The sequence below is a fragment of the Amycolatopsis nivea genome (assembly GCF_004522235.1).
Classification (GTDB): domain Bacteria; phylum Actinomycetota; class Actinomycetes; order Mycobacteriales; family Pseudonocardiaceae; genus Amycolatopsis; species Amycolatopsis nivea.
Map to the genome: position 1 here is coordinate 1 of NZ_SDLT01000079.1, position 17,867 is coordinate 17,867.

16 protein-coding genes are annotated in these 17,867 nt (G+C 69.8%); 10 read left to right on the forward strand and 6 right to left on the reverse strand.

The annotated features are described in order from the left end of the window. Positions 1 to 109 precede the first annotated feature (109 nt). Together EIZ44_RS43465 and EIZ44_RS45850 are read left to right on the forward strand one after the other, a co-directional pair. Positions 110 to 958, forward strand: a complete 849-nt coding sequence (locus tag EIZ44_RS43465; protein ID WP_134734517.1) for a RecB family exonuclease — start codon at positions 110 to 112, stop codon at positions 956 to 958. An 893-nt stretch (positions 959 to 1,851) separates the two neighbouring features. Then, a complete protein-coding gene (locus EIZ44_RS45850; protein WP_240691566.1) occupies positions 1,852 to 2,334 on the forward strand; it encodes a hypothetical protein in 483 nt (160 codons plus the stop codon). A 6-nt stretch (positions 2,335 to 2,340) separates the two neighbouring features. On the opposite strand, the gene EIZ44_RS43475 is transcribed toward EIZ44_RS45850, so the two are convergent. Together EIZ44_RS43475 and EIZ44_RS43480 are read right to left on the reverse strand one after the other, a co-directional pair. Beyond that, positions 2,341 to 3,675, reverse strand: coding sequence for an Rv3212 family protein (locus EIZ44_RS43475; RefSeq protein WP_240691568.1), 1,335 nt, complete (start codon positions 3,673 to 3,675; stop codon positions 2,341 to 2,343). A 1,085-nt stretch (positions 3,676 to 4,760) separates the two neighbouring features. Then, positions 4,761 to 6,359, reverse strand: coding sequence for a DEAD/DEAH box helicase (locus EIZ44_RS43480; RefSeq protein WP_167754473.1), 1,599 nt, complete (start codon positions 6,357 to 6,359; stop codon positions 4,761 to 4,763). A 501-nt stretch (positions 6,360 to 6,860) separates the two neighbouring features. Here EIZ44_RS43480 and EIZ44_RS43485 point away from each other — a divergent pair. Together EIZ44_RS43485 and EIZ44_RS43490 are read left to right on the forward strand one after the other, a co-directional pair. Then, the gene (locus EIZ44_RS43485) at positions 6,861 to 7,541 is read left to right on the forward strand and encodes a ferritin-like fold-containing protein (RefSeq protein WP_199817816.1); all 681 of its coding nucleotides are present in this window, start codon (positions 6,861 to 6,863) and stop codon (positions 7,539 to 7,541) included. Between the two features lie 103 nt (positions 7,542 to 7,644). Beyond that, a complete protein-coding gene (locus EIZ44_RS43490; protein ID WP_009072973.1) occupies positions 7,645 to 7,875 on the forward strand; it encodes a DUF3107 domain-containing protein in 231 nt (76 codons plus the stop codon). A 61-nt stretch (positions 7,876 to 7,936) separates the two neighbouring features. Here EIZ44_RS43490 and EIZ44_RS43495 read toward each other — a convergent pair whose 3' ends face one another. Together EIZ44_RS43495 and EIZ44_RS43500 are read right to left on the reverse strand one after the other, a co-directional pair. Beyond that, positions 7,937 to 8,257 carry a DUF4873 domain-containing protein gene (locus EIZ44_RS43495; protein WP_037815862.1) on the reverse strand — a complete coding sequence of 107 codons (321 nt, stop codon included), beginning with the start codon at positions 8,255 to 8,257 and terminating at the stop codon, positions 7,937 to 7,939. 14 nt (positions 8,258 to 8,271) lie between these two features. Then, positions 8,272 to 9,057, reverse strand: coding sequence for a TetR/AcrR family transcriptional regulator (locus EIZ44_RS43500; protein WP_037815860.1), 786 nt, complete (start codon positions 9,055 to 9,057; stop codon positions 8,272 to 8,274). A 116-nt stretch (positions 9,058 to 9,173) separates the two neighbouring features. Between EIZ44_RS43500 and EIZ44_RS43505 the strand changes: the two genes are divergently transcribed. From EIZ44_RS43505 to EIZ44_RS43515, 3 genes are all read left to right on the forward strand, one after another. Continuing rightward, a complete protein-coding gene (locus EIZ44_RS43505; protein ID WP_037816391.1) occupies positions 9,174 to 10,082 on the forward strand; it encodes an AurF N-oxygenase family protein in 909 nt (302 codons plus the stop codon). Next, a complete protein-coding gene (locus EIZ44_RS43510) occupies positions 10,079 to 10,981 on the forward strand; it encodes an alpha/beta fold hydrolase (RefSeq protein ID WP_037815858.1) in 903 nt (300 codons plus the stop codon). Before EIZ44_RS43505 ends, EIZ44_RS43510 begins: the two co-directional genes overlap by 4 nt. A 100-nt stretch (positions 10,982 to 11,081) precedes the next feature. Beyond that, positions 11,082 to 12,662 (forward strand): P-loop NTPase family protein, encoded by a 1,581-nt coding sequence (locus tag EIZ44_RS43515; RefSeq protein WP_134734513.1) that lies wholly within the window; start codon positions 11,082 to 11,084, stop codon positions 12,660 to 12,662. Position 12,663: 1 nt separating this feature from the next. Here the strand turns inward: EIZ44_RS43515 and EIZ44_RS43520 are convergent, their stop codons facing one another. Both EIZ44_RS43520 and EIZ44_RS43525 read right to left on the reverse strand, forming a co-directional pair. Next, positions 12,664 to 13,338 (reverse strand): alpha/beta fold hydrolase, encoded by a 675-nt coding sequence (locus EIZ44_RS43520; RefSeq protein WP_240691567.1) that lies wholly within the window; start codon positions 13,336 to 13,338, stop codon positions 12,664 to 12,666. Between the two features lie 5 nt (positions 13,339 to 13,343). Continuing rightward, entirely contained in the window at positions 13,344 to 13,967 is a 624-nt protein-coding gene (locus tag EIZ44_RS43525) for a TetR/AcrR family transcriptional regulator (protein WP_009072985.1), read from the reverse strand. 81 nt (positions 13,968 to 14,048) lie between these two features. Here EIZ44_RS43525 and EIZ44_RS43530 point away from each other — a divergent pair, with 81 nt between their 5' ends. The 3 genes from EIZ44_RS43530 to moeZ all read left to right on the forward strand — a co-directional run bounded on the left by EIZ44_RS43530 (position 14,049) and on the right by moeZ (position 17,595). Next, entirely contained in the window at positions 14,049 to 15,062 is a 1,014-nt protein-coding gene (locus tag EIZ44_RS43530) for an alpha/beta fold hydrolase (protein ID WP_205673490.1), read from the forward strand. Between the two features lie 80 nt (positions 15,063 to 15,142). Next, positions 15,143 to 16,315, forward strand: coding sequence for a DUF3152 domain-containing protein (locus tag EIZ44_RS43535; protein ID WP_134734515.1), 1,173 nt, complete (start codon positions 15,143 to 15,145; stop codon positions 16,313 to 16,315). A 98-nt stretch (positions 16,316 to 16,413) separates the two neighbouring features. Further along, entirely contained in the window at positions 16,414 to 17,595 is a 1,182-nt protein-coding gene (moeZ, locus tag EIZ44_RS43540; RefSeq protein ID WP_134734516.1) for an adenylyltransferase/sulfurtransferase MoeZ, read from the forward strand. Positions 17,596 to 17,867 lie beyond the last annotated feature (272 nt).

Here is a 17,867-nt window from a genome sequence, read left to right on the forward strand (position 1 = left end):
TCACCCGGCTGACCAACCTCCCTGGACATCACAGCTAGCCCACGCCGGAAAGTGTCGGTGGTGGTGCGTAGCGTGGGCGTCGATGGAAGGGGGCGGCGTGAAAGAACAGATGGGGTTCGACTTCGGCGTCGAGCAACCGCAGCGGCTCACCAAGGTCTCGCCCGCGCGGCTGAGCACCTTTGACGATTGCCCGCGCCGGTACCGGCTGGCTTATCTCGACCGGCCGACACCGCAGCGCACCGGGCCGTGGGCGCACAGCACGCTGGGCGCGGTGGTGCACAACGCGTTGCGGGCGCTTTTCGACCTGCCGGTGGCGAAACGGACGCCGCAGCGCGGGATCGCGCTGGTGGCCGAGCACTGGAAAGACGCCGGTTTCGCCGACGACGAACAGGCCGCGCGCTACCGTGCGCGCGCGAAGGGCTGGGTCGCGGAGTACGTGGAGGACAACGACGTCAGCGACGACCCGGTCGGCCTGGAACGCTGGGTGTCCGCCCCGGTCAGCACCACCGGCGGCCGCCCGACGATGATCATCGAAGGCCGAGCCGACCGGATCGACCAGCGCGGCGGCGAACTGGTGATCGTGGACTACAAAACCGGCCGCCGAGCCCCGGACGAACACGAGGCCCGCGCGTCGCAAGCGCTGGCGATGTACGCCGTGGCGGCCACGCGCACGTTGCGCATGCCGTGCACGAAGGTCGAACTGCACCATTTGCCGTCCGGCACGATCGCCGCGGCGGAACACACGCCGGAAACCTTGAAGCGCCACCTGGAACGCGCCGAGGAGACCGCGGGGGATTTGCGGTTGGCAGCAGATACCCTTGACGCAGGCGGCGACGGAGACACGTTGTTCCCCGCCCGCCCCGACCGCCGCTGCGCATGGTGCGACTTCCGCCCGAGCTGCGTGGCGGGACAGCAGACCGCCCCTGCCGCGCAACCGTGGGATTTGCTTGCGCCGTAGGGGGTTTCCCGAGACGTGGATTGGACCCGAGGATCGTGGCGTCACCGGACATCGAAAAACCGTCCCGCGGCGGGGCTGGTGCCGCGCATGGTCGCGACGCTGGCCGGGGCCGTGGAGTCGCGGGTGATGGGTCGGTTCACGGCGTAGCAAGGAAGGATTCTGCTGCTGTGTCGACGAATCTTGCCGCGGGATCTGGCGGGGTTCGTGACGGTCGTCGTGTCAAGGACGCCAGCTCGCATGCGGTCAGCACGGCGGGGAACGGCCGTGCGGACACGCGCGGTGCCGCGATGTCGCATGGTGGAAGCGATAGCGCGGCATGGGGCAGCGGTGTTGCGGCGGAGGATGCTGCTCTGACTGGTTCTGAGGCGAAGCGGACTGCGATGGCGTCGCGGAGTTCAGCGGCGGAGGGTGCTGCTCTGACTGGTTCTGAGGTGAAGCGGACTGCGATGGCGTCGCGGAGTTCAGTGGCGGAGGGTGCTGCTCTGACTGGTTCTGAGGTGAAGCGGACTGCGATGGCGTCGCGGAGTTCAGTGGCGGAGGGTGCTGCTCTGACTGGTTCTGAGGTGAAGCGGACTGCGATGGCGTCGCGGAGTTCAGTGGCGGAGGGTGCTGCTCTGACTGGTTCTGAGGTGAAGCGGACTGCGATGGCGTCGCGGAGTTCAGTGGCGGAGGGTGCTGCTCTGACTGGTTCTGAGGTGAAGCGGACTGCGATGGCGTCGCGGAGTTCAGTGGCGGAGGGTGCTGCTCTGACTGGTTCTGAGGTGAAGCGGACTGCGATGGCGTCGCGGAGTTCAGTGGCGGAGGGTGCTGCTCTGGCTGGTTCTGAGGTGAAGCGGACTGCGATGGCGTCGCGGAGTTCAGCGGCGGAGGGTGCTGCTCTGGCTGGTTCTGAGGTGAAGCGCGCTGCGATGCCATCGCGGAGTTCAGCGGCGGAGGACAGCGCCAGGTTCGAGGTTATCCATGACTCGACCGCCGCCGATGGTCTTGTGCCTGGCGAGGATGCGGTTATCCATGAATCACCCGCGCGCGACGACGCGACCGGAGAAGACGAAGCGCCAACCAAGGCGGCACCCGAGCGCCATGAGTCGTCCGTCAAGCGGAAGCCGCGTGGGCGGTGGTGGCGCGGGTTCACCGGGTCGGTCGCCGCGGGGCTGGCGGTCCTGGCCCTCGGGGTGCTCGTGGTCGGCGTGTTGTGCCTCGTCAACGGAGCACCCGGGCCAGGTCCGCTCAAGCTGGTCGGGCATCCCGTCGCCGCGGTGATTGCGCTTGTGCTGCAACGGGTTGCCGACCGTCGCGTCGGGAAAGTGGCGGTCGGGGCGGGTGCCGGGGTGCTGGTCGTCGCGGGAGTTGCGTTCAGTCTGTTGTGGTGGTTCTGAGGGAGGTCAGCGCAGGGCGGCGAGGGTTGGGCCGCGTTGTTCGAGCAGTACCGGGCCTAGTGCGGTGAGGCGGACTGGGCCCGTGTAGGCACCGCGGTCGATGCCGACTGTGCGCAGCGTTGCGCCGTTCATTTCGTTCAGCACGGCCAGGCCGCCGCGGATGGGCACGACCAACTGGGTCGCGAAGGTGATTCCCGGGCCGAGCGTGCCGTCCAGGGTCCAGCGCGGGGACAGGTCGTCTCGGGACAGGGCAACGGTTTTGGAGCCGGTGTACCAGTAGATCCCCGCAGCGGTGCGGGTCGTCGCCTCGGTGCCGCCGACCGGGTCGTTCGCGGTGTCCGCGGCGGGGAGATCCATGGGGTAGGCGGCTTTTTGCGAACCGTCCGCGCCGTACACGACGTACAGCTTCTGGTCGGGCAGCAGCACGCCGGTGAGGTCGCCCGACATCGCGATGACCCGGGCCCGCTTGCCGGCCAGCAGGGCGGTGTAGGTGACCTTCGGTTCGTCCTCGTGCTCGGCGGTCGCCTTGTAGACGGTCAGGCGGTCCGTGCGATCGCCGGGGCAGCGTTCGATCACGCCGATTTTGTCGGCGCCCGCTGCTACCGTGCCGTAAGTGCAGTTGGGGCGGGGTTGTTTGTTCGCGTTTTGCAGGAAGGGGACTTTGCCGTACTCCATGCTCTTCACGAGATCGTCGCGCCACGTGTCGAGGAGATGTTTGCCGGTCGTCGTGACGTGGCTGCCGTCGTTGATCAGGCGGGTGCCCAGTTCGGCGTCGCCGTTGCGCTGAGCGGTGATGCGGCCGGTGGCAGGGTCGAGCTGCGTGACCTCGCTGCAGCCCATGGACTTGTGGTACACCGCGTTCACCCGGCCCCATGCGGTGTCCACAGTGCACAGTTGCAGGTTTTCGCGGGTGTAGTGCCAGCGGATCTGCCCGGTGAGCGGATCGCGGCCGGCGACCTCGCTGCCGTCCGCGGTCACGACGGAGTCGGACTGTCCGATCGGGATCGGCGTCGCGGAACTCGGGGCCTGCCACAGCTGTGTCATCGACCCAGGAACGGAGGTCGGCGGCGTGGGGAGGGCATGCGGCGGATCCGCGAGCGCGCGGCTGGTGTGCAGATTGTCGCTGTTCATCGCGACGATCGCGGTGACCACCGCGACCACGACCACGATCGCCCCCGCGATCACCCGGTCCCGCCCCCGGTTCCACGGCGAGCGACGGGCTTTCCCCGGCGGCGCAACGGAATCCGCGGCGGCGGGCGGGCGGGGGAGAAGGTTTTCGGAACCGTAGGACTCGGCGGAGGTGCTGCTGACCCCGGCGGGTTCGTCGGTGACGCGCGCGATCGGGCCGGTTTGCTCCTCGGGAGTGACCGGGGGACTCGCGGCGTGGGCACCTGCGGGGGAAGCTTTTTCGTGCGCAGGCTCGATCGGCTGGCCGGTTTGTGGGCCTGGCGCGGCGGGAGTGTCTCCGGCAGCGCGGGAGGCTGCAGAGAGCCGGTCGGGCTCGGCGGGAGCTTCGTCGGCGGTGTGCGCGGCGGAGTCTCCGGGCTGCGAGCCAGGAGCGGCTGATGCTGCGGGAGTGTTTCCAGCAGCGCTGGAGACTGCAGAGGACCTGCGGGGTTCAGCGGGAGCTTCCTCGGAGGAGTCTCCGGCCTGCGAACCAGGAGCGGCTGATGCCGCGGGAGTGTTTCCGGCGGTGCTGGAGGGCCGTTGGGGTTCGGCGGGAGCTTCGTTGGCGGCGTGTGCGGCGGTGTCTCCGGGCTGTGTGCCGGGAGCGGCCGGTGCTGCGGGAGTGTTTCCGGCGGTGCTGNTGTCTCCGGGCTGTGTGCCGGGAGCGGCCGGTGCTGCGGGAGTGTTTCCGGCGGTGCTGGAGGGCCGTTGGGGTTCGGCGGGAGCTTCGTTGGCGGCGTGTGCGGCGGAGTTTCCGGGCTGTGTGCCGGGAGCGGTCGGTGCCGCGGGAGTGTTTCCGGCGGTGCTGGAAGGCCGGTGGGGTTCGGTGGCAGCTGCGTCGGCGGCGTGAGCGGCGGAGTCTCCGGGCTGCGAGCCAGGAACGGCCGGTGCCGGGGAAGCGCTTCCAGCAGCACCGGAAACCGCCCCGGTAGAGCCCGCAAACGGCTCCTCTGCCGCAGCGGAAGCACCGTCGGCAGCGGAAGCGGCCGAGCCCCCGGCCTGCGACCCCGAAGCGTCCCCACCAGAACCAGAGCCCACAACAGCGGAATCCCCAGACAACGAAACGCCCCGCTCAGCGGAAGGCACCTCGCCCACCCCAGCAGGGGCCTCGTCCGAGACGTGCTCCCCGGCCGGATTATCCGGCCGGGGGCGTTCGTCGGGATTCGCGGGAGTGCCCGCTACGTTCGATCCGGGTTCGGGGGGCGTTTCGTCGGTGCCGTTCCCGTGGTCGTTCACGTAACTGACTCCCGGTGTGTCGCTCAGTCTGCCGACGCAGGTGTATCAGATGCGGACGGACGACGGCGACGGCGGCGGCGTGCCGGGCGGTCTCCGGTTTCTCCGGAGTCGGACGTCGTCGCGGGGGTGGCGTTGCCGGCGGAGGTCGCCGGGCCGGTCGCGTCTGCTCCCGAGCGGGTGCGGCGGCGGGTCCGGGGGCGGTCTTCCTGCTGGTCCGAGGCAGTCGACGCGGCGTCGGCGGCTTCGATGGCCGCGGCGGAGCGGGCGCCGCCGCGGGTTCGTTTGCGCGGGGTGCGGTTGCGCTTGCGCGGGGCTTCCTCTTCCGCAGCGGGCGAGGAAGGACCGCTAGCACCGCGACGGCCTCGGCGTTTGCCGCCCAGGTCTTCTTCCTTCTCGGCGGACAGGCCGGCCCGCGTGCGCTTCGACAGCGGCAGGCGGCCCTTCGTACCCTCCGGAATGCCCAGGTCGCTGTACAGGTGCGGCGACGACGAGTACGTCTCCACCGGCTCTGCCAGGTCGAGGTTCAGCGTGTCCGAGATCAGCTTCCAGCGCGGTTCCTCGTCCCAGTCGACGAGCGTGACCGCGACACCGGTGCGGCCCGCGCGGCCGGTGCGGCCGATGCGGTGCACGTAGGTCTTCTCGTCCTCCGGGCACTGGTAGTTGATCACGTGCGTGACGTCGTCGATGTCGATGCCGCGCGCCGCGACGTCCGTGGCGACCAGGACGTCGACCTTGCCCGAGCGGAACGCGCGCAGTGCCTGCTCGCGGGCGCCCTGGCCGAGGTCGCCGTGCACCGCGGCCGCGGCGAAACCGCGTTCCACCAGGTCGTCGGCGATCTTCTGCGCGGTGCGCTTGGTGCGGCTGAAGATCATCGTGAGCCCGCGGCCCTCGGCCTGCAGCGCCCGCGCGATCAGCTCCGTCTTGTCCATCGAGTGCGCCCGGTAGACGAACTGCGAGGTGCGCTCGTGGATCGCGCCGGCGTCGTTCTCCTCGGCCCGGATGTGCGTGGGCTGGTTCAGGAACGTGCGCGCGAGCGTGATGATCGGGCCCGGCATCGTGGCGGAGAACAGCATCGTCTGCCGCTCGTCCGGCACCATCCGGAGGATCCGCTCGATGTCCGGCAGGAAGCCGAGGTCCAGCATCTCGTCGGCCTCGTCCAGGACGAGCCCGCGGATCTTGCCCAGCACCAGGTGCTGCTGCTCGGCGAGGTCGAGAAGCCGTCCCGGCGTGCCGATGACGACGTCGACGCCCTTGCGCAGCGCCTCGATCTGCGGCTCGTACGGCCGCCCGCCGTAGATCGCCAGCGTGCGGATGCCGAGGTGCTTCCCGGCGCCCTTCAGGTCGTTCGCGACCTGGATGCACAGCTCGCGCGTCGGCACCACGACCAGCACCTGCGGGGTGCCGTCGCCGGGCACCTGCACGCGGTGCAGCAGCGGGACGCCGAAGCCCAGCGTCTTGCCCATGCCGGTGCGGGCCTGGCCGATGAGGTCGTCGCCGGCCATGGCGAGCGGCAGGGTGAGCGCCTGGATGGCGAACGTGTGCACGATGCCCGCTTCCGCGAGCGCTTTGACGATTTCCGGCTTCACACCGAAGGACTCGAACGTCGGCGCCTCTTCGGTCACCGGTGCACCGGCCTGCAGCGGGTGCGACGTGTCCAGCGCGGCCGGTCCGTTTTCGCTGTGCTCGAGAGCGACAGCGGCGGTGGCCTGCGCGGTTTCGGTCTGTTCGGTTGTGGACTGTTCTGCGGTCAGGGTGATCGCCTCTCTCGTGACCAGCGCGCACAGGCCGGTTGTCACTCGACACTCGACCGGGGGCCTGACTCACGCCGCGGCCTCGTCTGCGGAGGCCTGTGGCGCCGGAGCCGCCCTCCCGGGAATGCCGCTAGGAGGCGTGCACGCACACTTGCGGCGAACCCCGGCCGCCCTGGTGGCACCGGCCGTTCGCCTGGTTCCCGCCGCTGTCGGGGCCCTCGAAAAAGGGCGGTCCGGCGCGGCGAAGCTCTGTTTATCCGACCCCACTGTACCTGGTCAGGTGTTTTCCGGGGAATACCGGGAGCGGGCGGCGCGGCGTGGGATCGGTCTCTTCGCGGCGCGGGCCTGCGGTTCGGCGATACCCTCGTCGCCGTGACCGACCCCGCCGAAGCCGCGCCCGCAACTTCCCCGCCCGCGATCAGCGAAGGCGTCGTCGACCTGCTCGGCGTGATCGCCTACCTCGAACTGTCCGCGTTCGACCGGATGGCCGAGGACGCCCGCAGCGCGCCGACGCTGGCCGGCCGCGCCGCGCTCGCCTCGATGGCGGCCGCCGAGATCGGGCACCTCGACCTGCTGACGAAGCATCTCGCGGCGAACGGCGTCGCGGTCGAGGACGCGATGGCCCCGTTCGTGTCGCAAGTGGACGCCTGGCACGGCTCCACCCGGCCGAAGTCGTGGCTGGAGTCGCTGGTCAAGGCGTATGTCGGGGACGGGCTCGCGGCCGATCTCTACCGCGAGATCGCGAACTGGCTCGATCCGGAGACCAAGGACCTGGTGCTGACCGTGCTCGCCGACACCGGGCACTCCGCGTTCGCCGAACGCGAAGTCGCCGCCGGGATCAAGGCCGATCCGAAGGCCCGCGACAAGCTCGCGCTGTGGGGCCGCCGGCTGCTCGGCGAGGCGCTCACCCAGGCCCAGTACGTGGTGGCCGAGCGCGATGGCCTGGCCGAACTGATCGTCGCCGGGTCCGGCGATCTCGCGGGAATCGGCGCGCTGTTCCGCCGGTTGCAGCAAGGGCACACCAAGCGCATGCAGGCGCTGGGGCTGGGCTGAGCGAGTGGTCGCGAATCACCTGCTGGTCGCGCGCCACCGCGGCGGCCCGCTTCGGTTAGCCTTGCCGGGCGTAGTCACAACGAGTTTCCAGCGGAGGTCCCACGTGGAGGTCAAGATCGGCATCAAGGACACGCCGCGCGAGCTGGTGGTGTCCAGTGGCCAGACTCCCGAAGAGGTGGAGAAGCTGGTCGCCGAGGCGCTGACGGCCGGTGACGGGCTCTTCCGCCTCAACGACGAGAAGGGCCGCAAGTACCTGGTCCCGTCCGACCGCATCGCGTACGTCGAGATCGCCCCGTCCGACGTCCGCAAGGTCGGGTTCGGCGTCGGCGACTGATTCAGCCGTACACGCGAAAGGCCGCTCCGGAGCACAGCTTCCGGAGCGGCCTTTTTCGTGGTCAGGCTGTTGCTTCTTCGACCTCGGCCAGCGTTTTCGGGACCGAGAACGGGGGCGTGGACGTGCCGGTGAGCCGGTAGCGGCCCCACGGGTCCGGATCGGACAGCTCGCCCTCGGCGGTGTGCTCGCCGACCCGCACCTCGCACGCCTTCTTGCGCCCGCCGACCGCCTCGGCCAGCTTCGGGTTCGCGGCGACGCGGCCGTACCAGTGGTAGTACCCGTCGATCGGCTGGAAATAGCCGCGCAGATCGAGGTCCGCGGCGATCTCCGTGCCGTCGACGACCAGCGTCGCCGAGCCCGTGTAGCCGTCTTCGTCGCTCATCCGGGGTCCTCTCGTCAGCCGGCCTCGTCGCCGGCGGCGGTGTCGTTCTCGGTGCGTCCGAGCTGGACGACCTTGTTCTCCTCGAGCGGCAGGTTCGGGTCGATCACCACGCCTTGCTGGCGGGTGAGCCCGTCGATCGCCGCCCAGATGATCTGGGTGAGGTACTCGACCACCGAATCGCGGCCCATCGAACGCCGGTCCAGCCACCATTCGCCGGTGCTCTGGACCATGCCGACGATCCCGTGCGCCCACGGTTCGGCCGCGCCGGAGTCCATGTTGAACATCCGCATGTAGTCGCCGAGCAGGGCGGTCAGCGCGGTCGCGATGACCTCCTTGTCCTCCGCGACGACGTCCGAATCGGTGGTTTTGCCCGGCAGTCCGCCGTGTGCCAGCAAGCGGTACAGGTTCGGGTGCTCTTCGATGACGCCGAAGAACGCGTCGAGCGCCATCCGGATCCGCGGCACCGGCGCGAGTTCCGCGTTGATCGCCGGGATCAGCCGTTCGAAAAGGATCTCCGTGCCGCGCTGGCCGAGTGCGACGTACAGGTCGGCCTTGTCCTCGAAATGCCGGTACAGCACGGGTTTCGTGACGCCCGCTTCCGCGGCGACGTCCTCCATGCCGAGGTCTGGACCGTGCGCGTCGAGCGCGCGCAGGGCCGCTTCGACGAACTCCGCGCGACGGGCGATGCGGTGCTTGCGCCAGCGATCGCGGCGCGCGTCCCCGGTGCTCGTTTCGGTGTCGGCCGCCTGCTTGCCGGACTGCTTGCTGGAGCGCTTGACACGTTCGATCACGGCGGTCATGCTACCAGAGGTAACTGTTACCACGGGTTACATGTTCTGGAGCACAGAGCCCGGGGCAACAGGCGGGACGCGGCTTCTCGATTCAACGGCGAGTCAGGCGCTGGAAGGGGCTGATGATGACGCGGACGCTCAAGGTGACCGACCGGGAGGCGACGGCACAGCGGTTGCTGAAGTCGGCGGCGAACAAGTTCTACGACCCGGACGTCGACATCGACTGGGACGCGCCGCTGGTCGAGGGCAAGCGGTACATCCTGCCGGAGCGCTCGTCGCTCTACGGCACCCCGCTGTGGGACCGGCTGAGCCCGGAACAGCGGATCGAGCTGGGCAAGCACGAGATGGCCAGCATCGCGACCACCGGGCTGTGGTTCGAGATCCTCCTGATGCAGATGCTGCTCAAGGAGGTCTACGCGCAGGATCCGACGACGGCGCACGCGCAGTTCGCGCTCACCGAGATCGCCGACGAGTGCAGGCACTCCACGATGTTCGCCCGGATGTCCGCGCGGATCGGCTGCCCGACCTACGGTCCGGTGCCGGTGCTGCGGCAGTTCGCGAAGCTGATGCCGACCATCTCCTACGGCCCGGCGCGCTACGGCGCGATCCTGGTCGCCGAGGAGGTGCTCGACCGGCTGCAGCGCGAGCAGATGAACGACGACCAGATCCAGCCGTTGGTCCGGATGGTCAACCGGATCCACGTGCTGGAGGAGGCGCGGCACGTCACCTTCGCCCGCGAGGAAGTCACCCGCGGGATGGCGAAACTCGGCCGCGCGGAGGTCGCCTACCAGCAGTTCAGCATCGCGCTGATCTCGTACTTCGTGACGAGGGCGTTCATCAACCCGAACGTCTACAAGGCGGTCGGGATCCGGCCGCGCGAGGGCGTCGAGACGGCGCTGAACAACCCGCATTGGCGCGCGACGATCGCGTGGGCGGGGGAGAAGATCATGCCGTTCCTGCAGGAGTCCGGTCTGGTCGGGTTGCCAGGGAAACCGTTCTGGCGCAAGTCTTTCCTGCTTCCGGAGGGCAAGTGACTACCGTAGAGCGGCTGCGCAATCCGGCTCGTGAGCACCGGTTCGTGACCAGTGACGGCTGTGCGCTGCACGTCGAACTGAGCGGCCCGGCCGACGCCGCGGTGACGCTCGTGCTGGTGCACGGCTGGACGCAGGACCACCGCACGTGGGACGGCGTCATGGACCACCTCGGCCCCGGCGTCCGGACGCTGCGCTACGACCTGCGCGGACACGGCGGTTCCGCGCCCGCGACCAAGGAAACCGGCACGATTCCGCGGCTGGCCGACGATCTGGCCGAACTGATCGCCGCGCGCGTGCCGTCGGGTCCGCTGGTGCTCGCCGGGCATTCGATGGGCGGCATGACCATGATGGCGCTGGCCGAACGGCATCCGGAACTGGTCCGGGACCGGGTGGTCGGCGCGGCGTTCGTGGCGACGTCCTCGGGGCAGATGGACCGGATCACGTTGGGGCTGCCCGGAATGGCGGGCCAGTTCTCCGCGCGGTTCGAGCGCAGGCTGGCGAAAGCGTTGTCGCACCGCAAGGGCGAGCGGCTGCCGTTGAGCCCGGCGATGGTGCGTTCGGGCGCGCGGTTCCTCGTGTTCGGGGAGCATCCGCGCCGCGCGGACCTGCGGCTGGTGGCGGATCAGCTGTTGTGCGCGCATCCGGCGAGCCTCGGCGCGTTCCAGGACGCGATTTCGACGCACGACCGCCGCGTCGCGCTGGCGACCTTGCGCGGTACGCCGTCCGTGGTGCTGGCAGGAGAGAAGGACCGGCTTTGCCCGCTGCCGCACGCGAAAGTGATCGCGGACGAGCTGCCGGACGCGGAGTTTGTCCGTTTTCCCGGCGCCGGGCACATGTTGCCGCAGGAGCGCGCGGGCGAGGTCGCGAAACGCATCGGGGCGCTGCTGCGGGTTTCGTGACCCTTCGCGTTCGCGCTCGTACCTGTCTGTCGGCTGGTCCCGGCCGCCCGGCGCTGTCACGCTGGGTGGCTGGGATGTCGCCGACAGACAGGACGGGTGCATGGGGCAGCCGCTGAGCGCGCACGTCAACCGCAGCCTGATGGCGATTTCCCGGCGGGCGGAGAGCGTGGACCGGCACACGCTGGCCAAGACCTTCGTGGTGGCCGGGTCGTTTTCGGCGATGCTGCATTCGGCTGACCACCAGATCTTCTACGGCCGCCGCGGCACCGGGAAAACGCACGCCTTGCTGTATCTGGCCGATCTGGTCGAGGAAACGCACGATGTCGCGGTGTACCTGGATCTCCGCATGATCGGGTCCACCAGCGGGCTGTATGCGAATCAGCAGCTGCCGGTGTCGCTTCGGGGCACGCAGTTGCTGGTCGACACGCTGGAAGCGGTGCACGAACAGCTGCTGACCACGGCGATCGAGACGCAGGTGTCCGATCAAGGAGGCTTGCTGCAGGGCCTCGACGAGCTGACCGAGGCGGCGACGACGGTCGAGGTCGTCGGCAATGTCGAGCGGGAGACGACCGTCGGCGGTTCAGCCGAGCAGGCGACCAGTGCCGGGGCTTCGGCGTCCTGGGGACCGGGCGGTCCGCGCGGCCGGGTGACGATGTCGGGCAGCAGCCGGCAATCGGTGACGGCTTCGGATCGCTTGCGGCGCACCGGAACCGAGCATCACCAGGTCATTTTCGGGCCGCTCAGCCGGGCGCTGGCCCGGGTCACGGCCGCGTTGGCGCCGGCCCGGCTGTGGCTGCTGCTGGACGAGTGGAGCTCGATTCCCCTTGAGCTGCAACCGTTGCTGGCGGATCTGCTGCGCCGCAGCGTGCTGCCGACGCGCGGGACGACGGTCAAGATCGCGGCGATCGAACGCCGGTCCCGGTTCCGCGAACCGGGCCGCGACGGCGATTACGTCGGCATCGAGGTCGGCGCGGACGCGGCCTCCGCGGTCAGCTTCGACGACGTGCTCCTGTTCGATCACGGCCGGACCCAGTCGAGACAGTTTTTCGCCGAACTCTTCCTCAATCACGTACGACCGCGGATGCCGATGACCGACGACCCGGCGGAATTCGTGGCCACGGCGTTCAGCCGCACCGCGTTTCCCGAACTCGTGCGCGCGGCCGAGGGCGTGCCCCGCGACGCGATCAACATCGCCGCGTTGGCCGCGCAGCACGCGAATACCGCGACGATCGGGATCCGGCACGTCCGGCAGGCCGCGCAAGATTGGTACCTGCGCGACAAGTACGCCGCCATCGCCGGGAACGAACCGGCCTTGACGACGCTTCGCTGGCTGGTGGACGAGGTGGTCGGCCGGCGCCGCTCGCGTACTTTCCTGCTCGAGCACGCCAGCGGCGCACACGACGAGACCATGCGCGATCTGCACGACGCCCGGCTCGTTCACCTGGTGCGGCGCGGGATCGTCAACCGCAAGCGGCCGGGAACGCTCTACGACGGGTTCGCCATCGACTACGGCTGTTACGTCGCCTTGTTGTCAGACAGCGAACAACCGTCGCGGCGAAGCAAAGCCGACGCCTGGCTGACCGATCCGCACGGCGCGCTGCCGGACCATCTCGAACAGCTGCTGGTCGAACTGCCCGGAGCGGCGAGATCGGTGCCCCGCCAGCGAAAACCGCGCGAATGAACTAGCGGAGCCGTTCGAGCGCGGCGACGGTGGCCGGGACGTCCTCCCAGATCGGCGAGTGCCCGGTCTCGACGGTGACGAGTTCGCTGTCCGGCAGGTGGTCGACGAGGTGCTGGGCGTCCGCGAGCGTGCGGGCGCGGTCGCGGATTCCGTGCAGCACCGCGACCGGGCAGCGGATCGCCGCGAGCCGCGGCGTGAGGTCCAGATCCCGTTGGCTCGTCAGGACTTCCAGCGCGGCTTCGGCCGGGACGCGGGCGGCGTAGTCGAGCAGTTGAGCCCGCAGATCCGGCGGCAACGGCGCGGCGAAGGACCGGTCGAGGACGGCTGCGTGCAGGTCGGGACCCCATTCGGTGGCGATCGTGGCGAGGATCCGGTCGACGTCGCCGTGACCGCGCATGTGCGCGCCGGTGTTCGCGAGCAGCAGCGCGGAAACCAGGCCCGGCCGGGTGGCCGCGACCGTCGCCGCGACGCAGCCGCCCGTGGAGTGCCCGATCACGGTGACCGGGCCGCCGTGCTGTTCGATGCGGTCGGCGACGCGCGCCGCGATGTCCTCGATCCGCCACGGACCCGGTGCGGTCATCCAGTCGACCGCGTCCAGTCCGCCGGGCAGCGCGGCCGCCAGCGGTGCGTAGATCAGCGGGCTGCACAACGTGCCCGGCACCGCGACCACGCGCACGGGCGTCAGTTGTCCTTGAGCGGGAAACCGCCGCCGATGCCGCGCCACGCGAGGTTCGCGGTGAGCGCCACCGCGTCCTCGCGGCTCATCGACTGGTTGTGCTGCAGCCAGTAGCGCGCGCTGACCTGGCTCATCCCGACCAGGCCGACCGCCAGCAGACGGGCCTTCTCCTCGTCCAGCCCGGCGTCGGAGGTGATCGTCTCGGTGATGGCCTCGACGCTCGCCGAGGTCGCGCGGTCCACCGCCTCCTGCACGGCGGGCTCGCCGCGGAGGTCGGATTCGAAGACCATGCGGAACGCGCCGGCGTCGTTGTTCACGAAGTCGAAGAACGCCCCGACCGTGGCCGGGACGCGCTGGCGGTTGTCCGTGGTGGAGTTCAGCGCGCCCTGCACGCGGCCGACGAGGTCGTCGACGTGGCTTTCCAGCAGCGCGATGTACAGGTCGAGCTTGCCGGGGAAGTGCTGGTAGAGGACCGGTTTGCTGACCCCGGCCTCCTCGGCGATCTCGTCCATCGCCGCCGCGTGGTAGCCGTGCTCGGCGAAGACGCGCTGCGCGGCCGTCAGCAACTGGGCCCGGCGCTCCGTCCGGGGCAACCGGACGCCTCGTTGCAGTCGCGCCATCTCCGTCATTCTTCCTCCGTCCGCAGCCTTCGCCGGGCGGGTTCACCACCGCGTGAAGTGAATCTGACATTACCCGTGGGTACGCCCGAAATGCCAAGGGTCAGGCATCCTGGACCGGTGACCACCACGACCTCCCGCCCCGCCGCCGCGGCGGCGGTCCGCCCGCCGGTGACCCAGGTGCCATTGTCGACTACGCCCCTTCCGCCGCTCGACGGGGCGCTGCCTGCCTGGCCGGGAACGGTCGAGGACGGCCTCCACATCCGGCACACGCCCGGTCCGGACGGCACGCCCGCGGTGTACGTGCACGGGCTCGGCGGGTCGTCCACGAACTGGACCGACCTCGCCGCGCTGCTCGCCCCGACTGCCGCCGGACAGGCCGTTGACCTGCCCGGATTCGGCTATTCGGAGCCTGCGGAAGGATTCGCCTACAGCCTCGACGACCACGCCGACGTCATCGCGAGCAGGCTGGAACGGCTCGGCGAGCCGGTGCACCTGCTCGGCAACTCGATGGGCGGCGCGATCTCGCTGCTGGTCGCGGCGCGGCGGCCGGAGCTGGTGAGAACTCTCACCCTGATTTCCCCGGCGATGCCGGACCGCCGCCCGGACCCGCGCAGGCTGTCCGATCCGCTGATGGCGCTGGCCTACCTCCCGGTGGTCGGGGCGCGGGTGCGCCGCCGGATGGCCGGGATGACCGCCCGCGAACGCGCCGCGCAGGTCATCAAGCTGTGCTTCCACGATCCGTCCCGCTTCCCGGACGCCCGGCTGGACGAACTGGTCGAGGAGCACGCCGCGCGCGCCGGGTTCCCGTGGGCGCTGGCCGCGATGGAGCGCAGCACGTTCGGCATCTTCCGGCGCTGGACCGCGCTCGGCGCCGCGTCGCTGTGGTCGGTCGCCAAACAGGTCAAGGCCCCGACGCTGGTCGTCTGGGGTCTCCACGACCGGGTGATCTCGGTCAAGCGCGCGCTGCGGACCGCGCAGACGATTCCGCACGCCCGGATGCTGGTCCTCCCGCGCACCGGACACGTTGCGCAGATGGAACGTCCGCAGGTGGTGGCCAAGGCCGTGCTGGGTCTGTGGGAGGGCGCGGACAAGGGCTCCTGGTAGCCCGGACGGGGGACCGCGGATCGCCGGGGAGCCCGCCAGTCGCTGCCGGGAACGTCGCCGTCGTGTGGCACCCTGGGTCGGTGGACCGGCTGAAGCAGGACGCGCGAGCGAAGGACCGGCGGGGCCCGACCGCCGGGTCGGCCCGGCGTTCAGCGTCCTCGGGGTCGGCGGGCTCCGGCGATGCGGAGGCCGACTCTCCGCGCGTCGGCCAGTACCGGCCCGCGCGCAAGCCCGCCCAGCGCGTAGCCGACGACCGGTACCGGCCGGGCGGACGCCGCACCAGCGCCGAGCCGCTCGCCGCGTCCTGGAAACCCAAGGACGGCGGCTCCGAGAAGCGCCCGGCACCGAAGAAGAAGCAGTCGCCGTTCGCGCGATTCGTGAAGACCTACGGCTGGCGCGTGTACGCGCTGCCGATCCTGGCCGTGATCACCGTGCTGGTCGCGGTCAACACCGCCTCCGGCCCGTCCGACGCCGGGGTCGCCGGCAGCAGCGGCGAGGTCGCGTCCGGCGACACGTCCTCGGGCGCGATCGACGGTGGCGGCGGCATCCCGGAGAACCCCGCGCAGCCGGTGAACCTCAACGTGCCCACCGCGGACCTGCCCGCCGGCGGCCCCTTCACGCAGACGGGCAAGGGCACCTGGCACGTCGTGCCGGGGTCCAGCGACGTCGTGGGCAAGGGCGGGAAGCTCTACACCTACACCGTCGAGGTCGAGGACGGCATCGATCCGTCGAGCTACGCGGGCGACGACAGCTTCGGCACCGCGGTGCAGGGCATTTTGTCCGATCCGCGCAGCTGGACCTGGAACGGCGAGATCCGGTTGAAGCGGGTCGACGCGAGCTATCCGGACCCGGATTTCCGGGTGAGCCTCACCACGCCGGACACCACGCACCGGCCGGACGCGTGCGGGTTCCAGATCAAATTCGAGGCCTCGTGCTACCGGCGCAGCATGGGCCGGGTGCTGATCAACCTGTCCCGCTGGGTGCGCGGCGCGAAGGTCTACATGTCCGACATGACCGGGTACCGGCAGTACGCCATCAACCACGAGGTCGGGCACGCGCTGGGCAACAATCACGTGGGCTGTCCCGGAAACGACCAGCCGGCTCCGGTGATGATGCAGCAGTCGTTCGGCGTCGCCGACGACTACGTCGCGATGCTCAACAACATCCCCGGCGGCGACAAGGGCAAGGTCGCGGCGGACCATCGCGTGTGCAAGCCGAACGCGTGGCCGAACCCGACCCCGCCGGGCCAGTAACAACGTCCCACGATCTGAGAGCAGGGAAGTCTCCCTTGCGGGCGGGCGTTGAACATACTGGGATCGACTACGCGACCCGCGCGAGTATGGAGGACCCGATGTCAGACACGGCACTGCCGCCGCTCGTCGAGCCGGCAGCCGAGCTCACCAAGGAAGAGGTGGCCCGGTACAGCCGTCACCTGATCATCCCGGACGTCGGGGTGGTCGGGCAGAAGCGGTTGAAGAACGCGAAGGTCCTGGTCATCGGTGCGGGCGGCCTCGGAAGCCCGGCGCTGCTGTACCTGGCGGCGGCCGGCGTGGGCACGCTCGGCATCATCGACTTCGACGTCGTCGACGAATCCAACCTGCAGCGCCAGGTGATCCACGGCCAGTCCGACCTCGGCAAGCTCAAGGCCGCGTCGGCGCAGGAATCGATCGCCGAGATCAACCCGCTGGTGAAGGTGCACCTGCACACCGAGCGCCTGGAATCGGCGAACGCGCTGGAGATCTTCAGCCAGTACGACCTGATCCTCGACGGCACGGACAACTTCGCCACGCGCTACCTGGTCAACGACGCGGCAGTGCTGGCGGGCAAGCCGTATGTGTGGGGTTCGATCTTCCGGTTCGAAGGCCAGGTGAGCGTCTTCTGGGAGGACGCCCCGAACGGCAAGGGCCTCAACTACCGGGACCTCTACCCCGAGCCGCCGCCCCCCGGCATGGTCCCGTCCTGCTCCGAAGGCGGAGTACTGGGCGTGCTGTGCGCGTCGATCGGCTCGATCATGGTGACCGAGGCGATCAAGCTCATCACCGGCATCGGAGAGCCGCTCCTCGGGCGGTTGATCTCCTATGACGCGCTGGAGATGAAGTACCGCGAGGTCAAGATCCGCAAGGACCCGGAGACCCCGAAGATCACCGAACTGATCGACTACGAAGCCTTCTGCGGCGTCGTGTCGGACGAAGCCGCCTCGGCCGCCTCGGGCAGCACGCTGACCCCCGCGGAACTGAAGGCCAAGTTCGACGCGGGCGAGGACTTCGCCCTGATCGACGTCCGCGAACCGCACGAGTACGAGATCGTCAACATCAAGGGCGCCACGCTGATCCCGAAGGACCGCATCCTGTCCGGCGAGGCATTGGCAGAGTTGCCGCAGGACAAGCCCATCGTCCTGCACTGCAAGTCCGGCGCCCGCTCGGCCGAGGCACTGGCCGCGCTGCACGCAGCAGGCTTCAAGGACGCCACCCACCTAGGCGGCGGAGTCCTGGCCTGGGCCCGGCAGATCGACCCGAGCCTGCCGACTTACTGAGCACCGTTTGGCCGTGAAGGGCTCCTTGAGGGACTTAGATTCCCTGAAGGAGCCCTTCACGGCTTTTTTGGTGACGTGAGGGCCACCCTGAGGAACTCTGATTCCGTGAGGGTTCCCCTCACGACCAGCCGACGGTCCGTGAGGGACCCCTTCACGGACCTGGATTCCCTCAAGGAGCCCTTCACGGCCCGCCCGCTCGCCCCGTGCCCGCCCCGCGCCCGCTCGGGATGCCGCCCCAATGGGGTTGTTTCATCGTGGTTGTGGCTGGTGGG